The 23624-nt window shown below is 54.9% G+C and carries 21 protein-coding genes, 1 pseudogene and 1 riboswitch; of the genes and pseudogenes, 14 read left to right on the top strand and 8 right to left on the bottom strand.

Features of this window, described 5'->3' with window-relative positions; translation table 11 throughout:
• Positions 1–528: 528 nt before the first annotated feature.
• Entirely contained in the window at positions 529–963 is a 435-nt protein-coding gene (locus ACA055_RS23780; protein WP_497680849.1) for a universal stress protein, read from the bottom strand.
• A gap of 70 nt (positions 964–1033) precedes the next feature.
• Complete coding sequence (locus ACA055_RS23775) at positions 1034–3766, bottom strand: cation-transporting P-type ATPase (protein ID WP_497680848.1); 2733 nt, start codon at positions 3764–3766, stop codon at positions 1034–1036.
• Between the two features lie 803 nt (positions 3767–4569).
• Here ACA055_RS23775 and nhaA point away from each other — a divergent pair.
• The 5 genes from nhaA to ACA055_RS23750 all read left to right on the top strand — a co-directional run bounded on the left by nhaA (position 4570) and on the right by ACA055_RS23750 (position 11125).
• Positions 4570–5766: a Na+/H+ antiporter NhaA gene (gene nhaA / locus ACA055_RS23770; RefSeq protein WP_497680847.1), complete on the top strand. Its 1197-nt coding sequence runs from the start codon at positions 4570–4572 to the stop codon at positions 5764–5766.
• Between the two features lie 163 nt (positions 5767–5929).
• Complete coding sequence (locus tag ACA055_RS23765) at positions 5930–7384, top strand: TrkH family potassium uptake protein (protein ID WP_497680846.1); 1455 nt, start codon at positions 5930–5932, stop codon at positions 7382–7384.
• 283 nt (positions 7385–7667) lie between these two features.
• Positions 7668–8621 carry a TAXI family TRAP transporter solute-binding subunit gene (locus ACA055_RS23760; protein ID WP_497680845.1) on the top strand — a complete coding sequence of 318 codons (954 nt, stop codon included), beginning with the start codon at positions 7668–7670 and terminating at the stop codon, positions 8619–8621.
• 81 nt (positions 8622–8702) lie between these two features.
• Positions 8703–10730 (top strand): TRAP transporter permease, encoded by a 2028-nt coding sequence (locus ACA055_RS23755; protein WP_497680844.1) that lies wholly within the window; start codon positions 8703–8705, stop codon positions 10728–10730.
• The gene (locus tag ACA055_RS23750) at positions 10727–11125 is read left to right on the top strand and encodes a DUF1850 domain-containing protein (RefSeq protein ID WP_497680843.1); all 399 of its coding nucleotides are present in this window, start codon (positions 10727–10729) and stop codon (positions 11123–11125) included. Before ACA055_RS23755 ends, ACA055_RS23750 begins: the two co-directional genes overlap by 4 nt.
• Before the next feature lie 67 nt (positions 11126–11192).
• Here the strand turns inward: ACA055_RS23750 and dctM are convergent, their stop codons facing one another.
• The 5 genes and pseudogenes from dctM to crcB form a co-directional block, all read right to left on the bottom strand.
• On the bottom strand, positions 11193–12476 hold the full coding sequence (gene dctM, locus ACA055_RS23745; RefSeq protein WP_497680842.1) for a C4-dicarboxylate TRAP transporter large permease protein DctM: 1284 nt from the start codon (positions 12474–12476) through the stop codon (positions 11193–11195).
• Complete coding sequence (locus ACA055_RS23740) at positions 12473–13105, bottom strand: TRAP transporter small permease (protein ID WP_497680841.1); 633 nt, start codon at positions 13103–13105, stop codon at positions 12473–12475. The genes dctM and ACA055_RS23740 overlap by 4 nt, the downstream gene beginning before the upstream one ends.
• Before the next feature lie 67 nt (positions 13106–13172).
• Positions 13173–14168, bottom strand: a complete 996-nt coding sequence (locus ACA055_RS23735) for a TRAP transporter substrate-binding protein (protein ID WP_497680840.1) — start codon at positions 14166–14168, stop codon at positions 13173–13175.
• A gap of 218 nt (positions 14169–14386) precedes the next feature.
• Positions 14387–14551: pseudogene (locus tag ACA055_RS23730) on the bottom strand (DUF190 domain-containing protein); the annotation flags it as partial.
• Between the two features lie 10 nt (positions 14552–14561).
• Entirely contained in the window at positions 14562–14945 is a 384-nt protein-coding gene (crcB, locus tag ACA055_RS23725) for a fluoride efflux transporter CrcB (RefSeq protein ID WP_497680839.1), read from the bottom strand.
• A gap of 142 nt (positions 14946–15087) precedes the next feature.
• Positions 15088–15149: riboswitch (Fluoride riboswitch) on the bottom strand.
• Between the two features lie 245 nt (positions 15150–15394).
• On the opposite strand from crcB, the gene ACA055_RS23720 reads away from it, so the two are divergent.
• From ACA055_RS23720 to arsJ, 9 genes are all read left to right on the top strand, one after another.
• Complete coding sequence (locus tag ACA055_RS23720) at positions 15395–16780, top strand: NfeD family protein (protein WP_497680838.1); 1386 nt, start codon at positions 15395–15397, stop codon at positions 16778–16780.
• 361 nt (positions 16781–17141) lie between these two features.
• Positions 17142–17480, top strand: coding sequence for an arsenate reductase ArsC (locus ACA055_RS23715; RefSeq protein ID WP_497680837.1), 339 nt, complete (start codon positions 17142–17144; stop codon positions 17478–17480).
• Positions 17481–17489: 9 nt separating this feature from the next.
• Positions 17490–17861: a metalloregulator ArsR/SmtB family transcription factor gene (locus ACA055_RS23710; RefSeq protein ID WP_010455862.1), complete on the top strand. Its 372-nt coding sequence runs from the start codon at positions 17490–17492 to the stop codon at positions 17859–17861.
• Between the two features lie 27 nt (positions 17862–17888).
• Complete coding sequence (locus ACA055_RS23705) at positions 17889–18359, top strand: arsenate reductase ArsC (RefSeq protein WP_497680836.1); 471 nt, start codon at positions 17889–17891, stop codon at positions 18357–18359.
• A 17-nt stretch (positions 18360–18376) separates the two neighbouring features.
• Positions 18377–19450, top strand: coding sequence for an ACR3 family arsenite efflux transporter (gene arsB, locus ACA055_RS23700; protein ID WP_497680835.1), 1074 nt, complete (start codon positions 18377–18379; stop codon positions 19448–19450).
• Positions 19443–20159, top strand: a complete 717-nt coding sequence (gene arsH / locus ACA055_RS23695; RefSeq protein WP_497680834.1) for an arsenical resistance protein ArsH — start codon at positions 19443–19445, stop codon at positions 20157–20159. Before arsB ends, arsH begins: the two co-directional genes overlap by 8 nt.
• Before the next feature lie 12 nt (positions 20160–20171).
• Entirely contained in the window at positions 20172–20567 is a 396-nt protein-coding gene (locus tag ACA055_RS23690; protein WP_497680833.1) for a protein-tyrosine phosphatase family protein, read from the top strand.
• A 23-nt stretch (positions 20568–20590) separates the two neighbouring features.
• A complete protein-coding gene (locus ACA055_RS23685) occupies positions 20591–21595 on the top strand; it encodes an ArsJ-associated glyceraldehyde-3-phosphate dehydrogenase (protein ID WP_497680832.1) in 1005 nt (334 codons plus the stop codon).
• A 9-nt stretch (positions 21596–21604) separates the two neighbouring features.
• Positions 21605–22825, top strand: a complete 1221-nt coding sequence (arsJ, locus tag ACA055_RS23680) for an organoarsenical effux MFS transporter ArsJ (RefSeq protein ID WP_497680831.1) — start codon at positions 21605–21607, stop codon at positions 22823–22825.
• Here arsJ and ACA055_RS23675 read toward each other — a convergent pair.
• A complete protein-coding gene (locus ACA055_RS23675) occupies positions 22748–23623 on the bottom strand; it encodes a tyrosine-type recombinase/integrase (RefSeq protein ID WP_497680830.1) in 876 nt (291 codons plus the stop codon). The two genes, arsJ and ACA055_RS23675, sit on opposite strands and share 78 nt — an antisense overlap.
• Position 23624 lies beyond the last annotated feature (1 nt).

The raw sequence follows: 23624 nt of genomic DNA, 5'->3' as shown, positions 1-23624 counted from the left end.
AGCTGTTACATGTGTTTTATCTTCCATAATTCAGTCACTTACCTAATTTAACTTTGTTTAAGTTTTTTTCGCGCGTAACGAGTGAGTGATTGCCAATCTGCACGACTGTAATTCGACTGAACAGCCTCCGTGCTTGTAGTGCTCGCGTAGCGACAATCGCGGGTAAGTCGTCCGCACCTTGAGCGTATGCGTGGAGTTTGGAACACGAGAGACTTAGACTCAATGGCGCTTGTACTACAAAAGGAGGGGTGGGCATAGCCGCGAAGGGTGGCGTATCGACCACTAGGGCCGATCACCCTTGCGGGTGCCGACGCGACCCCGCCCAAAAAGCATACATCGCGGTGATGCGGTTACAAAACACCCTAAGCAGTAGTTATCTACCTAAGATTTCTTGTACGGTCAGTTCTAACCTACGCGATATGAAGTCTTTGTTGAGAACATATTCAATATAAAATTTATCAACCGAACTCCCTGTCAGAATGCTCTATGCAGCTTGGGTCGTGCCAGCAACGAGCAATTCACGATCTATTATTTGACTAAGGTTATTGGTATATCCGAGAGTTGAATCACCTTAGCCGCGACAGAACCCAGAAAGATCCCCGCCAGAAAACCGTTACCATGTGAGCCTAAAATGATGCTGTCACATCCGAGGGATTGGGAGCTCGCCACGATTCGGCTGGCTGCATCGCCTTGTAACGTATGGAGTGTGAATGCAATCCCTTCCTGCTTCAGAAGCTCGACAGCCTTTTGTGAATCTTCAGCACTTTTATCACCGTAGTAACAATCAAGCTCATCCTCGCTCATGTCGTGTGCGATTCGAGTTGGTAAAAGTGGCTGCACATTCACCAGATATACCTCAACACTCCCTCCCAGTAATCCGCCATCTTGGATCAGCCCAATAAGGTAACGCACCGCCCGTTCCGAATGCTCGGAACCATCGACAGCTACAAGTATTTTATGCATTTTCTATATCCTCTTTCACTGGCATGAAGATGCTTGTCGTTAGCGTATGGCTAGCTTGCAACCCTCCGTTCTACTCGGACAAACGGATTCGAATCTGTTTTTCAATCTCAATGATCGCAAAGAGCGCAACACCAACCCCGATGATCAGTAGACCATCAAGGAAGGGGATCGCTTCAGTGGCAAACACCCTTTGCAGCGGTGGTGCATACGTGATGGAGAACTGAGCGACGGTAACCACTGCGACGGTCATCCACACGACCTTGGTGCCGCGAATGCCCTTCCAGGTAAGCGATGTGCTGTAGAGATTGCGAATGAAGAACAAATGGAATATTTCCATCACGACTAGCGTGTTCACTGCGATGGTTCGGGCCAACTCCACGGAGTAGCCACGGTCCAGCGCATACGAAAAAATGCCGTAAACGCCGCAGAGAAACAGAATAGAGACAAGCACCATGTGCCAGACTAATGCGCCACTTATGAGTGGCTCTTTGCGTGAACGGGGCGGTCTGCGCATAGTGTTTTCTTCGGTAGGCTCGAACGCCAGTGCAATGCCAAGTGTCACTGCAGTAATCAGATTGATCCACAGAATCTGTATCGGCGTCACCGGCAGTGTAAGGCCGAGTAGCAGGGCCACGATGATGGTCATGGTCTCGCCCGCGTTGGTAGGCAGCGTCCAGCTCAGTACTTTCTTGATGTTGTCGTAGACCGTCCGGCCTTCGCGCACCGCTGCCACGATGGACGCGAAGTTGTCATCTGCCAGTACCAGGTCTGCTGCTTCCTTGGCCGCTTCGCTGCCTTTTTCGCCCATGGCGATACCGGCATCGGCGCGCTTAAGCGCTGGTGCGTCGTTAACGCCGTCACCGGTCATGGCCACTGTCATGCCATTCGATTGCAGCAGCATTACCAGCCTCAGCTTATGTTCAGGGCTGGTGCGCGCAAAGATATTGACATCCTTTACCGCCTCCTTGAGGGCGGCATCATTCATGGCGTCTAGGTCTACGCCAGTCAGCACCTTGTCGGGATTTTGCAGGCCAATCTGGCGACCGATAGCGGCGGCGGTGCCGCCATGATCGCCAGTGATCATTTTTACGACAATCCCCGCCGCTTGGCATTGCTGAACTGCCGTTATCGTCTCGGGTCTAGGGGGGTCAATCAGCCCGACCATACCCAGCAGGGTTAACCTTCCTTGCACGTCCTCAAACTCCAAAACAGTGTGTTCGGGCGGAACTGATCTAACTGCAAACGCCAATACACGCTGCCCCTTGGCAGCAATGGCGTTTGCCTGTGCGTGCCAGTAGTCCGCATTGAGCGGTTCAGTCCCGCCGGCGTTTACGAACTGCTGCGTGCTCATGGCCAATATTTGCTCTGGCGCGCCTTTCACATAGATAGAGGCATGGCGATCGTGGTTGTGATGAAGCGTCGCCATAAAGCGGTGTTTCGCGTCAAACGGAATGGCATCGGTGCGGGGCCAGACCCGATGATCTTCATCGCTATCAATTCCGGTCTTTCCGGAAAATGCTAGCAAGGCACCCTCCATCGGGTCTCCCTCTACCTTCCATAAGTCATCATGCAGGCGCAGCGCAGCATCGTTGCACAGGCCAGCTGCTCGCCCCAGTTCTACCAACGCAGGATAAGTAGATACATCGACTAGCTGATCGGCAAGACTGATGCTTCCCGCTGGCTGATAACCTGCGCCATCGACCGTGAAGATGAGATCGTTCGTGACGACCGATGCCACCATCATTTCGTTGCGGGTCAGTGTGCCAGTCTTGTCAGTGCAGATGACGGATACCGAGCCTAGTGTTTCGATGGCTGGCAGGCGACGCACGATGGCGTTGCGGCGAGCCATTGCCCGAACTCCGACAGCCAGCGTAATGGTAAGGACGGCGGGCAGCCCTTCAGGTATCGCCGCTACCGACATCCCGACCACGACCATGAAGATCTCGGTGAACTCGTAGTGCCCGACATAATGGCCGAACACGAGCAAAAGGCCGCCGACTAACAAGATCAAGATCGTCAGCCAGCGCGCAAATACGTTCATTTGCTGCACCAGCGGGGTTGTCAGCGTTTCTACTCTTGCAAGTAGAGTGCTGATGCGGCCGATCTCGGCTGCAGCTGCAGTGGCAACTACAACGCCTGTCGCTTGTCCGCAAGTCACGAGCGTACCGCTGAACGCCATGCATGTACGATCACCCAGGGCGGCTTCAAGCCCCACAGGTTCGGTATGTTTTTCTACTGGTATGGATTCACCGGTGAGAATTGCTTCTTGAATTTGTAGTCTTTTCGCGTGCAGCAGGCGTAAATCAGCAGGCACTTTGTCTCCGGCCTCCAGCATTACGATATCGCCCGGTACTAGCTCCTCGCCTACAACACTCGAGCGTTCGCCTGCGCGAATCACTGCGGCGTGCGGTGCCAGCATCTGCCGTATAGCGTCCATGGCTTTTTCTGCTTTGCCTTCCTGGACGTAGCCAATGATTGCGTTTGCGATAACCACCGCAAGAATCACCACCGTATCCCACAGATGTTGCAGCATCGCGGTAATCGCAGCAGATCCTAGAAGTACATAAATCAGAATGTTGTGAAATTGCAGCAAGAGACGCAGCCACGCAGGTCGACGTGCTGCTTCTGGTAGGCGATTGAAACCAGTGCGGTCAAGACGGGCTTGAACCTCGGCGGCCTCTAGCCCGACATGTTCATTGACCTCAAGTAGGTTCGTCACCTGCTCTGCAGGAAGTGTGTGCCAGGCCACGGAATGCGTGGAAGTTGGTGTTTGCTCAGTTGTTGCGTCGGCCACCGCCTTCATCAATGAGTATCTCCTGTGCGCACAGCTCGACTGAACGGGGCTGAGGTGGTCATGGGCAGGCGTGGGTATAGCAGAACGCTAAAAAATCGTTGGATGTTCTTACATTCTCTCAATTATCCAGTTGATACGAACTAAAAGACCCATGCAAACAACAGCTTGATGATTATTGACTCAAATCAGGTTTTTAGCGGTCGGTAGTGTGACAAGATATTTTAATTGGTAATCCAATCTCGGTGTCATTAATGGTGCTGGCTCATAATATTGCTCAGATTAGGAGCGGCAATATATAAAATGTGAAATGCCGCAATTTGCGTCAGTCTCATCCATTAAATGTATGGCACGCAGCTGCAATGCTTTGATAGTTAATTACTTTACAGTCCGCATATGGGTTGTACCCAAAGTAGGAGACTATTGATACGAAGTCCCCTAGCTTGATTGAATACTGCTATCGACCGAGGTCTGTCCAGCACCCCTGGTGCTTCTGGTAACCGGGAAATCAACCCAAACTGTATCTCGGCAGATGGACCAAGAACACCTTGCGCGATTGTGGATTGTCGAACTGAAGTCCATCTCCAGTGGCTGCTCTGCAGTGACAACCATTTCTTCCGGCACGTCCAATCACGTATCGGCTCCAGCTCCTTTGCCTTGAAGGAGGTAGATGGTATGGATATCGTTGCTCGCGCAGCTCTGTTAGCCCCCAATCCAGAGCGCCGAGAGTGGAATGTTTTGAGGCTGTTTAATACAGCCATGTTTATCTAGGCCAGCTGTTAATATATTACCTTTTAAGTGATCCAAGGACGCTGATGACCAAGCAACAAGCTACCGCCGAAACCCCTAGAGCTGCCGCAATTCTGGCCCGCTTCCTATCGTCGGAATCCGCGGGAGGTCTTGTGCTGATGGGCGCAGCGCTGGCAGCTCTGATTGTGGCTAACTCCCCTCTATCCCAGGGTTATTTTGCAGCCCTGCACACGGCTTGGTTGGGCATGTCTGTTGCGCACTGGGTGAATGACGGGCTGATGGCGATCTTCTTCCTGATGGTCGGCCTCGAGATCAAAAGAGAAGTGCTGGCGGGCGGGCTTTCCACCTGGGGCCAGCGCGCTTTACCAGGGTTTGGTGCCTTTGGCGGCATGGTTGTCCCTGCGCTGATCTACATCGCAATCAACTGGGGCCATCCTGAGACCCTAGGTGGGTGGGCCATACCTGCTGCTACCGACATCGCATTTGCCTTGGGTGTCTTATCGCTGCTGGGCAAGCGAGTCCCGATTTCACTGAAGGTATTCCTCGCCGCCTTAGCGATAATTGACGATCTCGGTGCGGTCGTGATCATTGCCTTTTTCTATACATCGGGCCTTTCCATGCCGATGTTGCTGGCATCACTCGCGACTCTGGTCATTCTTATCGCAATGAATCGATTGGGCGTAAGACGGCTGCTCCCGTATCTCCTGGTTGGGGGCGTGCTGTGGTTCTTCGTGCTGCAATCGGGTGTGCATGCCACCTTGGCGGGCGTCGCACTGGCAATGTGCATTCCAATGGGCAAGCCGGAAGAAGAAGCACGTTCCCCATTGATGTTCCTAGAAGAGAAGCTGCACTCATGGGTAGCGTTTGCTGTAGTGCCTGTATTTGGCTTCGCCAACGCAGGTGTTTCATTGAACGGTATTTCCATGGAAAACCTGGTCGACCCCGTTCCGCTGGGTGTCGCGCTGGGTCTGTTGGTAGGCAAACAGGTCGGTATTTTTCTGTCGGCTGCGCTGGCTATTCGTTTTGGCCTGGCCAAATTGCCGGAAGGGAGTAGCTGGATACAACTTTATGGCGTAGCGCTCTTGTGTGGCATTGGCTTCACCATGAGCTTGTTCATTGGCAATCTGGCGTTCCCTGGATCGCCTCATTTAGTCGATGAAGTCAAAGTCGGGGTATTGATCGGTTCGATTCTGGCTGCGATTTGTGGCGTCACCGTTCTGCGCCGCTGCAGCGCCCAAGCGAGTGCTGCCGTTGCCAAGTAATCTCGCCTGAGATGACCGCAGTATTTCTCGAGGCGAAGAAATACTGTGGTTTAGTAACCTGCGTCAGTGAACAAGATTCCCGTCGAAATTTTACGCAAAAATTACGGGGGAGATGAGGGTACGTATCTGATACTGCGCGGCGTTGATTTGGCAGGTTACTTTTATGTCCCTCGCGGCAATGCGGCTTATCGGTTTCATCTTAGGTATTTTTCTGATCACGCTGGCCGTAAGCATGGCTATTCCAATGATCACACTGGTGGCCTTCGAGCGTAGCGACGACCTGTCGGCCTTTCTCTGGTCGAGTTTGATTACCTTCATCTGTGGCATTCTGTTGATCGTGCGGGGGCGCCCAGAAACTACCCAGCTTCGTCCGAGGGACATGTACCTGCTGACGACTGCCAGTTGGGTGGTGGTGTGTACCTTCGCGGCGTTGCCGATGGTGTTCATCAGTAACATTAGTTACACCGATGCTTTCTTTGAAACAATGTCCGGTATCACGACCACTGGCTCCACTGTTCTGAGTGGTTTGGATACCGCTTCACCAGGATTGTTGATCTGGCGCTCGATGCTTCACTGGCTGGGTGGTATCGGCTTTATCGGCATGGCTGTGGCGATTCTTCCGCTGTTACGAGTAGGTGGCATGCGTCTTTTCCAGACAGAGTCCTCAGACTGGTCGGAGAAAGTGACCCCGCGCTCCCATGTGGCAGCCAAATATATTCTTTTACTCTATTTGGGGCTCACTGGCGCCGGGACTCTGGCGCTCTGGATCGCGGGGATGACGCCGTTTGAAGCGATCAACCACGCAATGTCGTTGATCTCTACTGGGGGATTCTCAACGTCGGACGCTTCACTTGGGCACTGGGCGCAGCCAGCGATTCACTGGATAGCTGTGGTCATCATGATTCTGGGTAGCCTGCCCTTTACCTTGTACGTCGCGACATTGCGCGGCCATCGGCGTGCGCTACTGAAGGATCACCAGGTACGTGGATTTCTCGGATTCTTGATTGTCACCTGGCTGGCTGTGGGTACATGGCTATGCTTTCACAGCGACTACGTTTGGTGGGATGCATTTCGTATCGTGGCGGTCAACGTGACCTCCGTCGTCACGACCACAGGAGTTGCGGTTGGCGATTACACGCTATGGGGTAGTTTTGCCGTTCTGTTGTTCTTCTATCTGACCTTTGTCGGCGGATGCTCAGGCTCGACGGCTGGTGGACTGAAAATCTTCCGTTTTCAGGTTGCTGCATCTCTACTTGTGAGTAGTTTGAAGCAACTGATTCATCCTCGAGCTGTTATTCAAAAGAAGTACAACGGTCACCCCATTGACGAGGAGATCTTGCGCTCACTCTTGACCTTCTCGTTTTTCTTCACCGTCACCATTGCCATAATCGCCTTAGGGCTAGCTCTGATCGGGCTGGATTGGACGACTGCCTTAAGTGGCGCTGCTACTGCGGTGTGTAACGTTGGGCCAGGCTTGGGCACGATTATCGGGCCTGCCGGTAACTTCTCATCATTACCTGATGCAGCGAAATGGTTACTCACTATCGGTATGTTACTGGGGCGCTTGGAAATCCTCACCGTACTGGTACTTATTACTCCGGTCTTTTGGAGGTATTAGCCGACCAATTGTGAGTTTGAGCCGAGTGCGGTGCAGACGTTGTTGAGTCGTGGCGCACTCAATAACATCATTTGTAAGTACAAAGGGCCCTGTGAGGGTAATGCCAGTCAGCTAAGCTGACTGGCATTTTTTTTTCGGGGGTGAGAATCCCGATTAGGCGCCATTGCAGCGACCGATTGAGATGCCCAAAATTATTAGGCTAACTCAGCTACCCACTCAAGGCGTTGGTTTCGACTACAGTAGAAAGACTCTGCATAAAGCCATAACAAGACGGAGAGTTTCCATGCGAGTAAACAAACGCTTTAGCCTCTTTGCGGCCACCGCTGCGTTGACAGTCTCGTGCGCAGCTAACGCCGCACCTGTGTTCATAAACATCCTTACAGGTGGTACTAGCGGGGTTTATTACCCCATTGGGGTTGGGCTGTCACAGATATACAGCGATGGGATTCCGGGGGCGAAGACTTCTGTCCAAGCGACCAAAGCCTCAGTGGAAAACCTCAACCTTTTACAAGCTGGTCGTGGGGAGCTCGCTCTGGCGCTTGGGGACTCTGTGGCTGATGCAAAAAGCGGCGTGGAAGATGCCGGATTCAAGGCCCCGCTGACAAAGTTGCGAGCAATTGCAGGAGCCTATCCGAATTACATTCAAATTGTTGCGAACAAAGAGTCCGGCATCAAAACCTTGGCGGATTTGAAAGGGAAAACCATCTCCGTCGGCGCCCCGAAGTCCGGTACCGAGCTGAACGCGCGTGCGATCTTCAAAGCTGCGGGATTGACGTACGAAGACATGAGCAAAGTCCAATACCTACCCTTTGCGGAGTCGGTCGAGCTGATCAAAAACCGTCAGTTAGATGCCACGCTTCAGTCCTCGGGGTTAGGAATGGCAGCCATCCGCGACCTTTCCTCAACCATGCCATTGAACTACGTCTCCATCCCTCCTGATGTGGTTTCGAAAATCGGCAATGCCGCTTATCAGCCTGCACAAATTCCAGCCAATACCTATGACGGACAGCCTGAGTCAGTGCCTACGGTGGCGATCACTAATATTTTGGTGACGCGCGAGGACGTCTCGGATGACGTTGCCTACCAGATGACTAAGCTGATGTTCGAAAACCTCACTCGCTTAGGTAATTCTCACTCAGCCGCCAAGGACATCAAGTTGCAAAATGCTGCCAAGAATCTGCCCATTCCACTTCACCCCGGCGCCGAGCGCTACTACAAGGAAGCTGGAGCGCTGTAATCCAAAAATGCGCCACGGGGATGGTCGCTAGAGCGATAGAGCGGTTCGTACCCTTCTATGTAGTTTTGAGGCAGGTACCCAATGAGCGAAGATCATCATGGCATCGCCGCCAACCCACGCGACTGGCCTAAGACGCTGTTCTATGTGGCGTTGTTGTTTTCAGTTTTCCAGATTGTCACCGCTGCGTTTGCGCCTGTTTCCAGCCAGGTGCTGCGCGCGGTGCACGTTGGTTTCTTGCTGTGGGTGGTGTTTCTGAGTTACCCGGCGTATGGCAGAGCACGTCCTTGGCAGCCGTTGGCCTGGATATTGAGCCTCGCTGGGATTACCACTGCCTTATATCAATGGTTCTTCGAGGCGGATTTGATCCAGCGCTCAGGTGACCTGACATCTGCAGACATGGTGGTTGGGCTGGTATTGATCGCATTGGTGTTTGAGGCGGCCCGTCGGGTGATGGGGATCGCGTTGCCTGTCATCTGTGGACTGTTTTTGGCATACGGTCTATTGGGTGAATACCTGCCAGGCGACCTGGCACATCGAGGCTACGGATTCGATCAAATCGTCAACCAGTTGTCATTCGGCACCGAGGGGCTCTACGGCACACCAACTTACGTTTCCGCTACCTATATTTTCCTGTTCATTTTGTTCGGTTCCTTTCTCGAACAGGCGGGAATGATCAAATTGTTCACTGACTTCGCGATGGGATTGTTTGGCCACAAACTCGGGGGGCCGGCAAAAGTATCAGTCGCGTCATCGGCTTTGATGGGGACGATCACAGGCTCAGGCATTGCAAACGTTGTCACGACCGGACAGTTCACGATTCCATTGATGAAGCGCTTCGGCTACAAGGCAGCATTTGCTGGCGGCGTAGAGGCAACTTCGAGCATGGGCAGCCAGCTGATGCCGCCTGTGATGGGGGCTGTCGCCTTCATTATGGCGGAAACAATTAATGTCCCGTTTGTAGAGATCGCCAAAGCTGCGTTAATTCCAGCCATCCTGTATTTCGGTTCGGTGTTCTGGATGGTTCACCTTGAGGCAAAACGCTCCGACCTTAAGGGGTTACCCAAAGACCAATGTCCCAGCGCATGGGGTGCGGTAAAGGAAAGCTGGTATTTGCTGATTCCGCTTTTTGTCCTGGTCTACCTACTGTTTTCGGGACGTACTCCCCTATTCTCCGGAATGGTGGGTCTGGCGCTAACAGCCATCGTTATTCTCGGTTCGGCAATCATTCTTCGGGTGTCCAGTTTCGCGTTGCGGTGTGCGTTTTGGATCGCTCTTGGTGTCCTCTGCGTCGGTTTTTTCCAGTTGGGTATCAGCGTGATCTTTGCGGTGATCGCCACGTTAGTGGTCATCTGTTGGTTCATTCAGGGGGGCCGAGAAACCCTGAGTATTTGCCTGCATGCGTTGGTCGAAGGTGCTCGTCATGCTGTGCCGGTCGGGATTGCTTGCGCGTTAGTGGGAGTCATCATCGGTGTAGTGTCATTGACGGGCATAGCCTCGACCTTCGCCGGTTACATACTGGCCATTGGCAGGGATAACTTGTTGTTGTCACTCATACTGACGATGGTTACCTGCCTTGTGTTGGGTATGGGTATCCCGACGATTCCCAACTACATCATTACCAGTTCGATTGCAGCACCCGCTTTGCTTGAGTTGGGTGTGCCGCTGATCGTGTCGCACATGTTCGTTTTCTATTTCGGAATTCTTGCAGACCTTACTCCACCGGTTGCTTTGGCATGCTTTGCCGCAGCGCCCATCGCCAAGGAAACAGGATTCAAGATCAGTCTGTGGGCGGTTCGTATTGCACTCGCTGGCTTTGTCATTCCTTTCATGGCGGTCTACAACCCTGCGCTCATGATGCAAGGCGACAATTTGTGGATGACTGCCTACATGTTGGTGAAGACGGTGTTGGCCGTTGGCCTCTGGGGAATGGCGTCCACAGGCTATCTGCAACAGAAGATGCCGATTTGGGAGCGTCTATTGAGTTTCGCCGCAGGTGCTTTGTTGGTCGTTGCGCTGCCGTTGACTGACGAAATCGGTTTCGTGCTGGGTGTGTTGATAATACTTCAGCATGTCTGGCGGTCTCGTCGTGTCGGACCGGCCATAGCATGATTGGCTTGTGCCTGGGTTTGGCCGGCGTCGCCTGGGCCGAACTCCCTGTTTCAAGCTTTACACTGGCTTGGAATCACACAATTGAAAAAATTCGTTGGGAAGAAGACTACCGCGTCTCGGAACAGGGACTTGTGCTCACCGAGGCCAGGGTCAAAGGGAATGGCGCAGGAATGGAAATTCCCCCTGGGGCCAGGTTGGTAAAAGGCAGTTGGCACTATCAGCGCCAACTGCCGCCCTTACAACCGCTGAACCTTGGACGTACCCCGCAAGCAGGTGACTACCAGTTATGCTTCGATCAGCAATGTCATGAGATGAGCGAGTGGCTGGGGCCACCTGTCAGCAATCCGTCCTCAGTAGAGCTATGGAGTTGCTGGACGGACTCAGGACAACAATAAGTGGCCAGAAGCACAAACGTGAAAGCCCTGTCCGGATACGAACGTCCAGTACCCGGACAGGTAGGCATCAACTCATGCCCAGCCAGTTTGGCAAAACCAGGGAGATCCAAGGCACATAGGTAATCAGGATCAGGAACAGGAACAGTATCATCAGCCAAGGCATGGCTGCTCTGATCGTTGCAGGCAGCGTCATACCTGTCACAGCAGAGGTCACGAACAGGTTCAGACCCACGGGCGGCGTGATCAAGCCGATCTCCAGATTCACCACCATAATGATGCCCAGGTGAATGGGATCGATACCCAGTTTCATGGCGATGGGGAAAAGGATCGGTGCCAGGATCAGGATGATGGCCGAAGGTTCCATAAAGGCCCCTGCAATCAACAGCACAATGTTCACCACCAGCAGGAACATTACCGGTGTCAGGCCCGCTTCAATCACCCACGCGGTGATCTGTTGCGGTAGCTGCTCGGTGGTCAAAACGTGCGCGAAGAGCATGGCGTTGGCAATAATGAACATCAGCATGATGCTCAGCTTGGCCGAGTCCAGCAGGACCTTTGGCGTTTCGCGGAACGTTAAGTCTTTGTAGACGAACAAGGCGATGAAGGCCGAGTACACGGCCGCCACCGCCGCAGCTTCGGTGGGGGTGAACATCCCGGAGTAGATACCCCCCAAGATGATGAACATCAGCAATAGACCCCAGATCGCCTGGCGTGCCGTGCCAAGCCATTCACGGAACGTCGCGCGCGGCATGGCGGGCAGTTTTTTCTTCACGGCGACGATGTAGATTGCCACCATCAACGCCAGCCCCAGCAGCAGGCCCGGTAACACGCCCGCCATGAACAATTTGCCGACAGACGTTTCGGTCGCGGCTGCGTAGACCACCATGACGATCGAGGGTGGAATCAGGATGCCCAAGGTCCCCGCGTTACAGACGATCCCTGCACCGAAGGCCTGCGGATAACCGGAGCGGACCATGCCGGCAATGGCAATCGAACCCACCGCGGCGACAGTGGCCGGGCTCGATCCGGAAAGGGCAGCGAACAACATGCACGCCAACACGGCAGCGATGGCCAGACCACCACGGATATGGCCGACGCAGGCATTGGCAAAGTCAATCAGTCGCCGAGCGACGCCACCGGTGGTCATGAAGGCCCCCGCGAGCAGAAAGAACGGGATGGCCAGCAGGGTGTAGTGCTCGGACGTCTCGAACAGTTTGATCGCCAGAGAGCGCACGGAGTCAGGACTGAAGAAAACGATGGTCAGTGAGCCCGCCAACCCCAGGGAGATGGCAATGGGAACGCCGATCAACATCAGCACGAACAGCGATGCAAACAGGAAGGCAATGGTCATGACTTGTCATCCTCGTGTTCGGTCAGTTTCATCGCATCTGCGGCTTCATCGGCCAAGCCCAGGCCGGTCTGCCTGTTTTGCAGGATGCGCACGAGAATTTCAGCGAAACGGATGAAGACCAAGGCGAACCCTACGGGGACGATCAACCCAATGTGCCATTGCATGATCCCGTACTGGCCCAGGTCTTCGGCACCTATGCGCGCAATCATCAGGGTCTGGATCCACCCGAAACTGGCAATGCTGAGCAGTCCGGCATAAGTCAGGCAGAAAATACAGGCGATGATGCCAATGAGCCGTTGCACCCGTTTACTAGCCAGCCTGACCAGCGCGTCGACGCCGATATGGCCTGCCGTGCGCACGCCGTACGACAGGCCGAAAAATATCAGCCAGCCAAACAAGGCCTTGGTCAGTGAGGTGCTCCAAGTCATAGCCTGGGCCATTCCCATGACCCCATCGCCGATGGCGAACAGCGATTCGCTGGCGCCTTCCCAGCTCTCGGCGAGGCTGTAGAACAGGGTGTAGAGATTGTTGAGGACAACGTAGACGAATGTTACCAACGTCATGGCGGCCAGCAGGAAGACGATGAAGCCTTCCTCGAAGTGTTCCCAGATGCGCCGAATAGCATTCATGGATGGCATCTCCTGTAGCGGATGACAGGCAGGTGCTGCCAGGGCGGCAACACCTGTCGTCCACCGATCATTGGGCCTGGTTGGCAGCTTCAGCAGCAGTGATCAGCTCGGCGCCGATATCGCCTTCGAACTTCTTCCACACTGGCTTCATCGCGACACGCCATTGGTCGCGCTGCTCAGGCGTCAGGGTGATGATCTCGGTGGTTTTGGCCGCAATGATGCTCTGCTTGGCGTTCTGATTCAGTTGCTCGGCCTCTTTGTTCACATGGGCGGTGACTTCGACGAGGATCTTGTCCAGCTCGCCACGAAGCTCCGGCGATAAACCACTCCAGAACTTGGTGTTGGTGATTAGCATGTAGTCCAGTACACCGTGGTTGGATTCGGTGATGTACTTCTGCACTTCATGCATTTTCTGGCTGTAGATGTTCGAGTAAGGATTCTCCGCGCCGTTGACGACACCGGTCTGCAAGCCTTGATAAACCTCGGCGAAACTCATCTTGCGCGGATTGGCGCGTATGACCTTGAACTGCTCCTCGAGCACTGCAGAGGCCTGCACCCGGAACTTCAGGCCACGGGCATCACCCGGCACTCGTAGCGCTTTGTTCGCGGACAGTTGTTTCATCCCGTTGTGCCAATAGGCCAGTCCTGTGATGTTTTTGTCTTCCATGGACTTGAGCAGTCCCTGGCCCTGCGGACTCAGCTGGAAGCGGTCAACAGCGGTGATGTCATCAAACAGGAAAGGCAGGTCGAACAGTTGAACGGTCTTGGTGTAGTGCTCGAACTTGGCCAGCGACGGTGCAATCATCTGTACGTCCCCGAGCAGTAAGGCCTCCATCTCTTTGCCATCGCCAAACAACGAGGAGTTGGGGTAGACCTCGACTTTGACCTTGCCGGGCAAGCGTTCTTCCACCAATTTCTTGAACAACAGGGCGCCCTGGCCTTTGGGAGTCTGCTCTGCAACGACGTGGGAGAATTTTATAATCACCGGATCTGCAGCCATGGCCGTGCTCATGGTGCCAAGGGCAAGGGCGCAGGCGACTGCTTTCCACATAGGTTTGAACATTGGGGGGGATTCCTCTTGTTTTAGTTTTTCGTACAATTCCATGCTCTGAAAAGCATGTGCACGGCGGACAAGAGCAAGTCTAGGCAGAAAACTGCCATTTGGAGGGTGATGACTGAATGTAGTTAGAAATCTTGCATGTAATATGCTATTTCCCCTGGAAACACCCTCTTACATATGAATGCTTGGGGCGATTGCGCTAAGGGTTAGCGGTGTGCGGTGTTGGAGTGCAACCGCCCGGTGTGCCCAAAACCCTGGATGCCTGTGGAGAGGGTCGCACCGCGGAGCCCCATTTCTTTGGCCAAATCAACGATCCAGTCGCCGAGCATCTTTCCCTGATAACGACGGTTCTGTTGGGTAAAGAAAATCACCAGAAAACCTTTCATTCTCATCTCCTCAACGCGTGCCAATCATTTGATAGGAAAGAAGCCCGGCAGCCGTCATCGTCAACGAGCCTAAGACATGCAATGAAATTGAGCCGAGTGCCCACAGAAGTCTGCCTTCCTGAATCAGGGCGACTGTTTCGGCGGAAAAAGTGGAAAAGGTGGTAAGTCCCCCACAGAAACCCGTAATGATCAGCAGGCGCCATTCAGGGCTTAGGGAGGGGGAGGCAGCCAAGAACGCGATGGCCAAGCCAATGATGTAGCCTCCCACCATGTTCGCTGCCACAGTCCCAGGGGGAATCGTAGGGAACAGGGCGTTGAGCTTCATGCCCAAGAGCCAGCGCAACCAGGCACCCAACGATGCGCCGACAGCGATGACTAGAAATGATTTCAGCATGGTTGTAAGTCTCCTCTGGGCTGATATGGCCGAGGAGGTGTCGATAACCGCACGATACGAGGGGGCGCTGATATGAGCTTGGAAGTCACGATCCTGTCCTGAATTGGGGGACAGGGAGACACACCTACGCACCCTGTCCAGGGTTCACGTAGGCATCATCAGCACAAAGGCGGTTAAAGGAGGAATGCCATCTCCTGTTTTCATCCTATAGCGGCGGCGCTAAGACTTTCAAGCTAACAAACACTCGTATCAGTACAGCCCGTAGAGCCGAGATTGCTTTGGTACACCATTTGCCCTCCGAGAGGCGCTGTACGGTGACGCGAGATCTTGGCGAACAGTTTCGGCACATGCCCTGCATTAACCGCCGCGTCTGCATCACCTCCACAACTGACTCAACTACGCTTTAAGTGAAGGTTGCAGGCTGCCGAACCCGCAACCGGGAGGGTCCCATGAACAGTCGCTGGTGGTGCCGCCTGCTCCTGCTGATGATACTGGTCGGGTTGCCGATGGGGTCGGTGACGGCTGCGGGCAGCATCGTGGTCCTGACGGTCAACGATGCCATTGGCCCGGCCAATGCCGATTACGTGGTGCGGGGCCTGACGCGTGCGGAGACCGAGGGCGCACAGTTGGTGGTCATCAAGCTCGACACCCCCGGCGGGCTGGACACTTCGATGCGCTTGATCATCAAGGCGATTCTGGCCAGCCCTCTGCCAGTGGCCAGTTTCGTCGCCCCCAGTGGCGCACGCGCGGCCAGCGCCGGCACCTATATCCTATATGCCAGTAACATTGCCGCCATGACCCCGGGCACCAATCTAGGCGCCGCTACGCCGGTGCAGATCGGCGGCCTGCCCGGGACCGCGCCAGATCCACCGCGCCCACCAGCCGCACCTGCCACCGACAAAAACTCACCGCCCGAGCCGCAAGATACCTTGACTCGCAAACAGATCAACGATGCAGCGGCTTACATCCGCGGCCTAGCACAACTGCGCGGACGTAACGCCGACTGGGCCGAACAAGCGGTACGTGAATCGCTCAGCCTGTCGGCCGACGAAGCGCTCAAACTCAAGGTGGTCGATTATGTAGCCAATGACGTGGCAGACCTGCTCAAGCAACTGGACGGTAAGAGCCTGAATGTCGCGGGTCAGACGTTGAAGCTGAGTACCGCCGGGGTTGCACTTCTCGATCATGCACCTGATTGGCGCACACAACTGCTGGCGGTGATCACTAACCCCAGCGTGGCATTGCTGCTGATCATGTTCGGGGTCTATGGGTTGATATTCGAATTCATGAACCCAGGGTCGGGCGTCGGTGGAGTGCTCGGTGGTATCTGCCTGTTGCTGGGGCTGTATGCCCTGCAACTTTTGCCCGTGAATTACGCCGGGGTCGGACTGATTCTGCTGGGACTCGCCTTCATGATCGCCGAGGCGTTTCTACCGAGTTTCGGTGTAATCGGCTTCGGTGGGGTGGTTGCTTTTGTAGTCGGCGCAGTGATTTTGATGGACACCGATGTACCGGGCTTCGGCATCCCGTTGGCGCTGATCATCGGCATGGCACTGATCAGCGCCCTGTTGCTGATGACTCTGGTTGGCATGGCGCTCAAGGCCCGACGCCGTGCCCTGGTCAGCGGCGATGCGGGCTTGGTCGGCAGCCTGGTCACGGTGACGGGGTTGCTGCCGGGTCTGCCGATGAGCGGCTGGGTGCAACTGCAGGGCGAAAAATGGCAAGTTCAGAGCCGCTCGCCCCTGCACCTGGGCCAACAGGTCCGGGTGGTGGCGCGCACGGGCGTGATGCTGGACGTCATTGCGCCGGATGAAACGCCACCGCGAGGAGGTTGATCCGACCGATTGAATCCACAGTTGAATGCAGTCTTTGGTGAACGACCGTTATGGGCGTTCTCTGCTGGTGATATCAGGATGTGTGCAGCCAAGTCCGATGCAAGCTGCTGGTTGGGTGGAACAGGAGTGAAGCTATCGTTGTGTGAATGACAGGTACATTACAAAAAACGTATATGTAATTTTCTAAATATTTCTAAAGCGTTCTGCCCACTGAATACCTATTCAGCTTGAAATTAAGGGCTTTTATAGGATGCTTTTCGGCAGGAATTAGGACCCTGCAGAACTATTTCGAAGCGGGGGCTTTACCTTATATGCGGGAAAACATATATTCGTTATGCCGTATATGAGCTGAGACTTCACAATGACCACCGACTCAAAGCATTTGGAGGCGTTCAGCGCCGGCACACCTCCGACTCAGGTAGATCCACGCACCTTTGAGGCGCTTTCACACATCGGTGTGAGCACCGAAGGATTACGCAGCAAGTCGATAGACGAGTTCCGTGGTGAGCGTTTCGATTACGTCATCACCTTGTGTGATAAAGCCGCAGCGGAATGCCTGTCTTTACCAAGCGCGGGTGAGGCACTGGCCTGGAGTTTTGAGGACCCGGTCACCAGCACCAAACTCGCCGCCTTCCGTCACACCCTTCACGAAATTCATGAGCGCATCAAGATGTTCGTCTTGGTCAAAAACAAACACTGAGAAAACGATATGGCTGACCATCTGACACCGACCACTGTTTTCAAATGCCTGGCTGACGACACTCGGGTGCGCACGATGATGCTCATCACTCGTGAAGGAGAGCTTTGTGTTTGCGAGCTGACCTGCGCGTTGAATGAAAGTCAGCCAAAAATCTCCAGGCACCTGGCGCAACTGCGTACTTGCGGCTTGTTGTCGGACCGTCGGCAAGGCCAATGGGTGTATTACCGACTGCACCCAAATCTCCCAGATTGGGTTCATCAAGTGCTGACCACCGTGCTGGAAAGCAACAAGCATTGGTTGAGCCCTGATGCCAAACGCCTTGATGAAATGGGTGACCGTCCTGAACGGGCAGCCGTGTGCTGTGAAAGCAAAATCGCCTGATTCCGCCTTCGACTACGAGATCGCTCGATGAAAATCCTGTTCCTCTGCACTGCCAATAGCTGTCGCAGCATTCTCTGTGAAGCGGTCTTCAATCACTTGGCACCGGAAGGCATGAAAGCCTACAGCGCGGGCAGTCAGCCCAAAGGTGAAGTGCATCCGCTGAGTCTCAAGACTCTGGAAAACGCGGGTATGTCGACGCTCGGGCTGTTCAGTAAGTCCAGCGATGTCCACGTGAACTTGGCACCTGATTTCGTCATCACTGTGTGCGACAAGGCTGCCGGTGAGGCCTGTCCGGTATTTTTCGGGCCGGCCACCAAGGCCCACTGGGGGCTGGCTGACCCTTCGGATTACCACGGAACTCAAGAAGAGATCGAGGCGGCTTTTGAAGCCACTTTGGAGCAGATCAAAACCCGTATTGAAGCCTTCCTGGCTTTACCGCTTTCGCAACTGAGTGCCCAACAGCTCAAGGCAGAGCTGGCCCTGATTGGCACGCTGTAACCACAGGAGCAATGACCATGAGTAAAAGCCGCCTTTCCTTTCTAGACCGTTACCTGACGCTGTGGATTTTTCTCGCCATGGCCCTGGGCACCGGTCTGGGGAGTCTGTTCGAAGGCTGGCCGCAGTGGCTCAACAGTCTTTCTGTGGGCACAACCAACGTCCCCATCGCTATCGGCTTAATCGTGATGATGTATCCGCCTCTGGCCAAGGTTCGTTATGAGGAACTGCCGGAAGTCTTCAAGGACAAGCGCATTCTTGTTTTGTCTTTGGTTCAGAACTGGGTCATCGGCCCGGTGTTGATGTTCGCACTAGCGATCATCTTCTTGCGGGACCAGCCGGAATACATGACGGGCCTGATCCTGATCGGCTTGGCTCGTTGCATCGCGATGGTGCTGGTCTGGAATCAGATCGCAGGTGGCAACAATCAGTACGTCGCCGGGCTGGTGGCGTTCAACAGCATCTTCCAAATCCTGTTTTTCAGTGTGTATGCCTGGGTCTTCCTTGGTCTGCTGCCGCCGCTGTTTGGGTTAGAAGGCAGTGTGATTCAGACCAGCTTTGTCAGCATTGCCGAGTCCGTCCTGATCTACCTGGGTGTGCCATTCCTGGCGGGCTTCCTGACCCGCAAGATTCTCATCGCCCGTAAAGGCGAAACTTGGTTCCAAGAACGCTTCATTCCGAAGATCAGCCCGCTGACGCTGGTGGCGCTGTTGTTGACCATCGTGGCCATGTTCAGCCTCAAGGGTGACGTGGTGCTGCAATTGCCATTCGATGTATTGCGCATCGCGATCCCTCTGACGATCTATTTCGTGGTGATGTTTTTCATCAGCTTCTGGATGGGCAAGCTGCTCAAGGCTGACTACCCGCGCACCACCGCATTGGCTTTCACCGCCGCAAGCAACAACTTCGAACTGGCGATTGCCGTGGCCATTGCCACATTTGGCCTGGCTTCTCCGGTCGCCTTTGCCACGGTGATTGGTCCGCTGGTGGAAGTACCGGTACTGATTTCCCTGGTCGGTGTGGCCCTCTGGTTGAAGCGCCGCTGGTTCGATGAATCCAAGAGCGCTATTGCGCAGGACAAAGACTATGTTTGATGACCATATCCCCCAACTCGATACCGAACTGGTTGATCTCCCATCGACAGACAAACTCGGTATCGAAAAGACCTCCATTCATAAACCGCGAATTTTGCTGCTGTACGGATCAATCCGTGGGCGCTCCTTCAGTCGCCTGATGGTCGAGGAGGCTGCTCGACTGCTGGAGCACTTCGGCGCCGAGGCGCGGATTTTCAATCCTTCAGGCTTGCCGCTGCCAGATGACGCCCCCGACGATCATCCCCGTGTGAAGGAACTGCGCGAGCTGATGCTGTGGTCCGAGGGGCAGGTCTGGTGCTCTCCAGAACGTCACGGCTCCATGAGCGCAGTGTTCAAAGCGCAGATCGACTGGGTGCCGCTGGCCATGGGCGCAGTGCGCCCGACCCAGGGCAAAACCCTCGCCGTCATGCAGGTGTGCGGTGGCTCGCAGTCGTTCAACGTGGTCAATCAGCTACGAGTGCTGGGACGTTGGATGCGCATGTTCACCATCCCCAACCAATCCTCTGTGCCGAAGGCCTATATGGAATTCGACGACAACGGCCGGATGAAGCCCTCTCCGTTCTACGACCGTGTCGTGGATGTGATGGAAGAGTTGGTGAAATTCACGCTGCTGCTTCGCGACCGTCAAGACTATCTGGTGGATCGTTATTCCGAGCGCAAGGAGTCGGCGGAAGAACTCATGAGCCGTGTCAATCAGCGCTCCATCTGAGGAATTTTCACTGTGCAACAACACCCATATTCCGTACTGCCCCTGGCACAGTTCAATGGCCAATTAATCTTCACTCCGTGCCCAGGCACGAAGGGCACCCGACCTTTCGAGGCGTTGCAAACCCTCAAGGATGCGGGGACCTCGGCGTTGCTGACGCTGATGCCAACCGAGGAGTTGCTCCAGAACGAAATCGACCTGCTGCCCGAAAAGTGCCAAATGCTTGGCATCGAGTGGTTTCACCTGCCCGTCGAAGATGATCAAGTGCCTGGCGAAGCATTTAAAGCCGCCTGGGAACAGCATCATCCGCGACTCCAGCAACTGCTGACCGATGGGAAAACCATTGCCATTCAGCATCCTGCCCACATTGAATACATCGGCAAGTTCGACACCCAGTCGAACTCCCACTGACAGCAGATACAGAGCACAACAACATGACTATCAAAGTTGGCATCAATGGTTTTGGACGGATTGGTCGCCTCGCGCTGCGAGCCGCCTGGAACTGGCCAGAATTCGAATTCGTGCAGATCAACGATCCGGCGGGTGACGCGGCGACCCATGCGCACCTGCTGAACTTCGACTCCGTGCATGGCCGTTGGAATTACCAGGCCGACTCCGAGGGTGACAGCATCGTCATCGACGGCAAACGCATCAAGGTAACGGCCAACAAGGCGATTGCCGACACTGATTGGTCGGGCTGCGATCTGGTGATTGAAGCCAGCGGCAAGATGAAGACCGTCGCGGTGCTTCAGGCTTACCTCGACCAAGGCGTGAAGCGCGTAGTGGTCAGCGCCCCCGTGAAGGAAAAAGGCGCGCTCAACATCGTCATGGGCGTCAATCATCAGCTGTTCAATGCGGCGGAACATCGCATCGTCACGGCGGCGTCATGCACCACCAATTGCCTCGCTCCAGTAGTCAAAGTGATCCACGAAAAGCTGGGCATTCGCCACGGTTCGATCACCACCATCCATGACCTGACCAATACCCAAAGCATCCTCGATCAGCCACACAAGGATCTGCGTCGTGCGCGTGCATCCGGGATGAGTTTGATTCCGACCAGCACCGGCTCGGCCACCGCGATTGCGGAAATCTTCCCAGAGCTGCGCGGACGCCTGAATGGTCACGCCGTACGCGTACCGCTGGCCAACGCGTCGCTGACTGACTGTGTCTTCGAGGTTGAGCGAGCCACAACTGTCGAAGAGGTGAATCAATTCCTCAAGGACGCTGCCGAGAACGAGCTGAAAGACATTCTCGGTTTCGAGGAGCGTCCATTGGTGTCCATCGACTATCGAACCGATCCGCGCTCATCGATCATCGACGCGCTGTCGACCATGGTCATCAACGGCACCCAGGTCAAACTCTATGCCTGGTACGACAATGAATGGGGTTACGCCAACCGCACAGTCGAACTGGCCAGAATGGTCGGTCTGGCAGTCTAAGGAGCGGTCATGAAAGCGTTGTCAGCCCTCGCTCCGCAAGTGCGGCAGTACCTGCTCGTCACGGGCAACTACTGGGCCTTCACCCTCACCGACGGCGCTTTGCGCATGTTGGTGGTGCTGCACTTTCACGCGTTGGGCTACAGCCCACTGCAAATCGCGGCGTTGTTTCTGTTCTACGAACTCTTTGGCGTGATCACCAACCTGGTGGGTGGCTATCTCGGCGCCCGGCTGGGGCTGAACCGAACCATGAACATCGGGCTGGGCATCCAGGTCGCGGCGCTGCTGATGCTGACCGTTCCTGTGGCTTGGCTAACCATCCCGTTGGTGATGGGTGCTCAGGCGCTGTCGGGGATTGCCAAAGACCTGAACAAGATGAGTGCCAAAAGCTCCATCAAGCTTCTGGTTCCGGATGGGCAACAGGGCAAGCTCTACAAGTGGGTAGCGATCCTCACTGGCTCGAAGAACGCACTCAAGGGTGTTGGCTTCTTTCTTGGTGGAGCCTTGCTGGCACTCATCGGCTTCAAAGGCGCCTTGCTGGCCATGGCGGGTGTCCTGGCGCTGATCTGGATCAGCAGCTTGATCCTGTTGAAGAAGGACCTGGGCAAAGCCAAAGCCAAGCCCAAATTTCGCGACATCCTGTCCAAGAGCCGGGCGATCAATATCCTCTCAGCGGCCCGAATGTTCCTGTTCGGCGCCCGCGATGTCTGGTTTGTAGTGGCCTTGCCGGTATACCTGAGCAGCGTGTTCGGCTGGGACTTCTGGAGGGTCGGTGGATTCCTCGCAGCCTGGGTGATCGGCTATGGCATCGTGCAATCGTTCGCACCGCGAATCACCGGCAAGAAACGTGGGCACGTACCGGATGGTCGTGCGGCATTTCTTTGGGCACTTGCACTGGCGGGTCTGCCGGCGGCAATTGCTCTCGGGCTGAACACCGGACTGTCGCAACAGGTGGTGTTGTTGGGGGGGCTGATGGTTTTTGGCGTGCTGTTCGCGGTGAATTCGTCGTTGCACAGCTATTTGATTGTGTCCTACGCCAAGGAAGACGGCGTGTCGCTGGATGTGGGTTTTTATTACATGTCGAACGCCATGGGGCGACTGATCGGCACAGTGCTCTCCGGCTGGGTTTATCAGGTGTATGGTCTGGGCGCGTGCTTATGGATATCGAGTACATTCGTGCTGTTTGCAGCTTTGATTTCGATTGCATTGCCTCGTCATGCGGTTAGTAAATGACTGCTTTTGGCCGATAGCTACTTGTGTGGGACGTTGTTGATCCCCTCGGTTGGAAACGGCACTCAAGTCGAGACAGGTCCCGCCCGAGGCGTGGGGGCCAGTCTCGCTGATAATCCGGTTGAGGCTCTTGCTGTCGTCGCCATAAGGTTCCCCGGACTGGTTTAGGAACAGCGCCTTTTGCAGGATCTTGCTCAGAGAGGCGCGCTCGCCGCGTAGCTTCGTCACATAGCGATAGAGTTCGGCCATGAACTGGCGGCTGACGTAAATATCTCGCGGCTTGCTGCCCTTAGTCACCATGCCGCTGCCGTCGAACGGATCGAGCCGAATGCGGAGGTTGCGTTCGGTTCGTTGAGCCTTGTCCGGGTCAAAAACATAGGCTAGCGGGATGGCGGCGATTTCCTCGCGACACAGACCTGTATGCAGGGCCAGACGCATCATCATCCGTTGATGGGGATTCTCCGTTGCGGCCAAGAGACCTTTGATCTCGGCCATGCTCAGGAACTTGGGCAGGGCCTTGTGACTACGCGGCATCACATCGTTTGCCATGGCCTTGCCGCCACTGGCATCGACAAGGAAACCTGTTTCGCACCTCACGATGCGCTCTTCGTAGGCGAAAGGCAGGCGCTTAACCCACCCCTCCTTCAGCGCGAACTCGTAGAATTTGCAGATGTACTGCAGGCGCTGGCGAGTGGTGTTCGGTGCCAGCTCGCACGCCACCAGGCAGTAGTCCCGATAGGCACTAGCTATGAGAGCTTGTAAGTGGCTGTTTCTAATATAGTGGATGTCTAACGCTTGCAAG

This window comes from Pseudomonas sp. LBUM1657 (assembly GCF_059716075.1).
The sequence above is the reverse complement of the archived record's forward strand: the minus strand, read 5'-3'. Positions and strand labels throughout refer to the sequence as shown.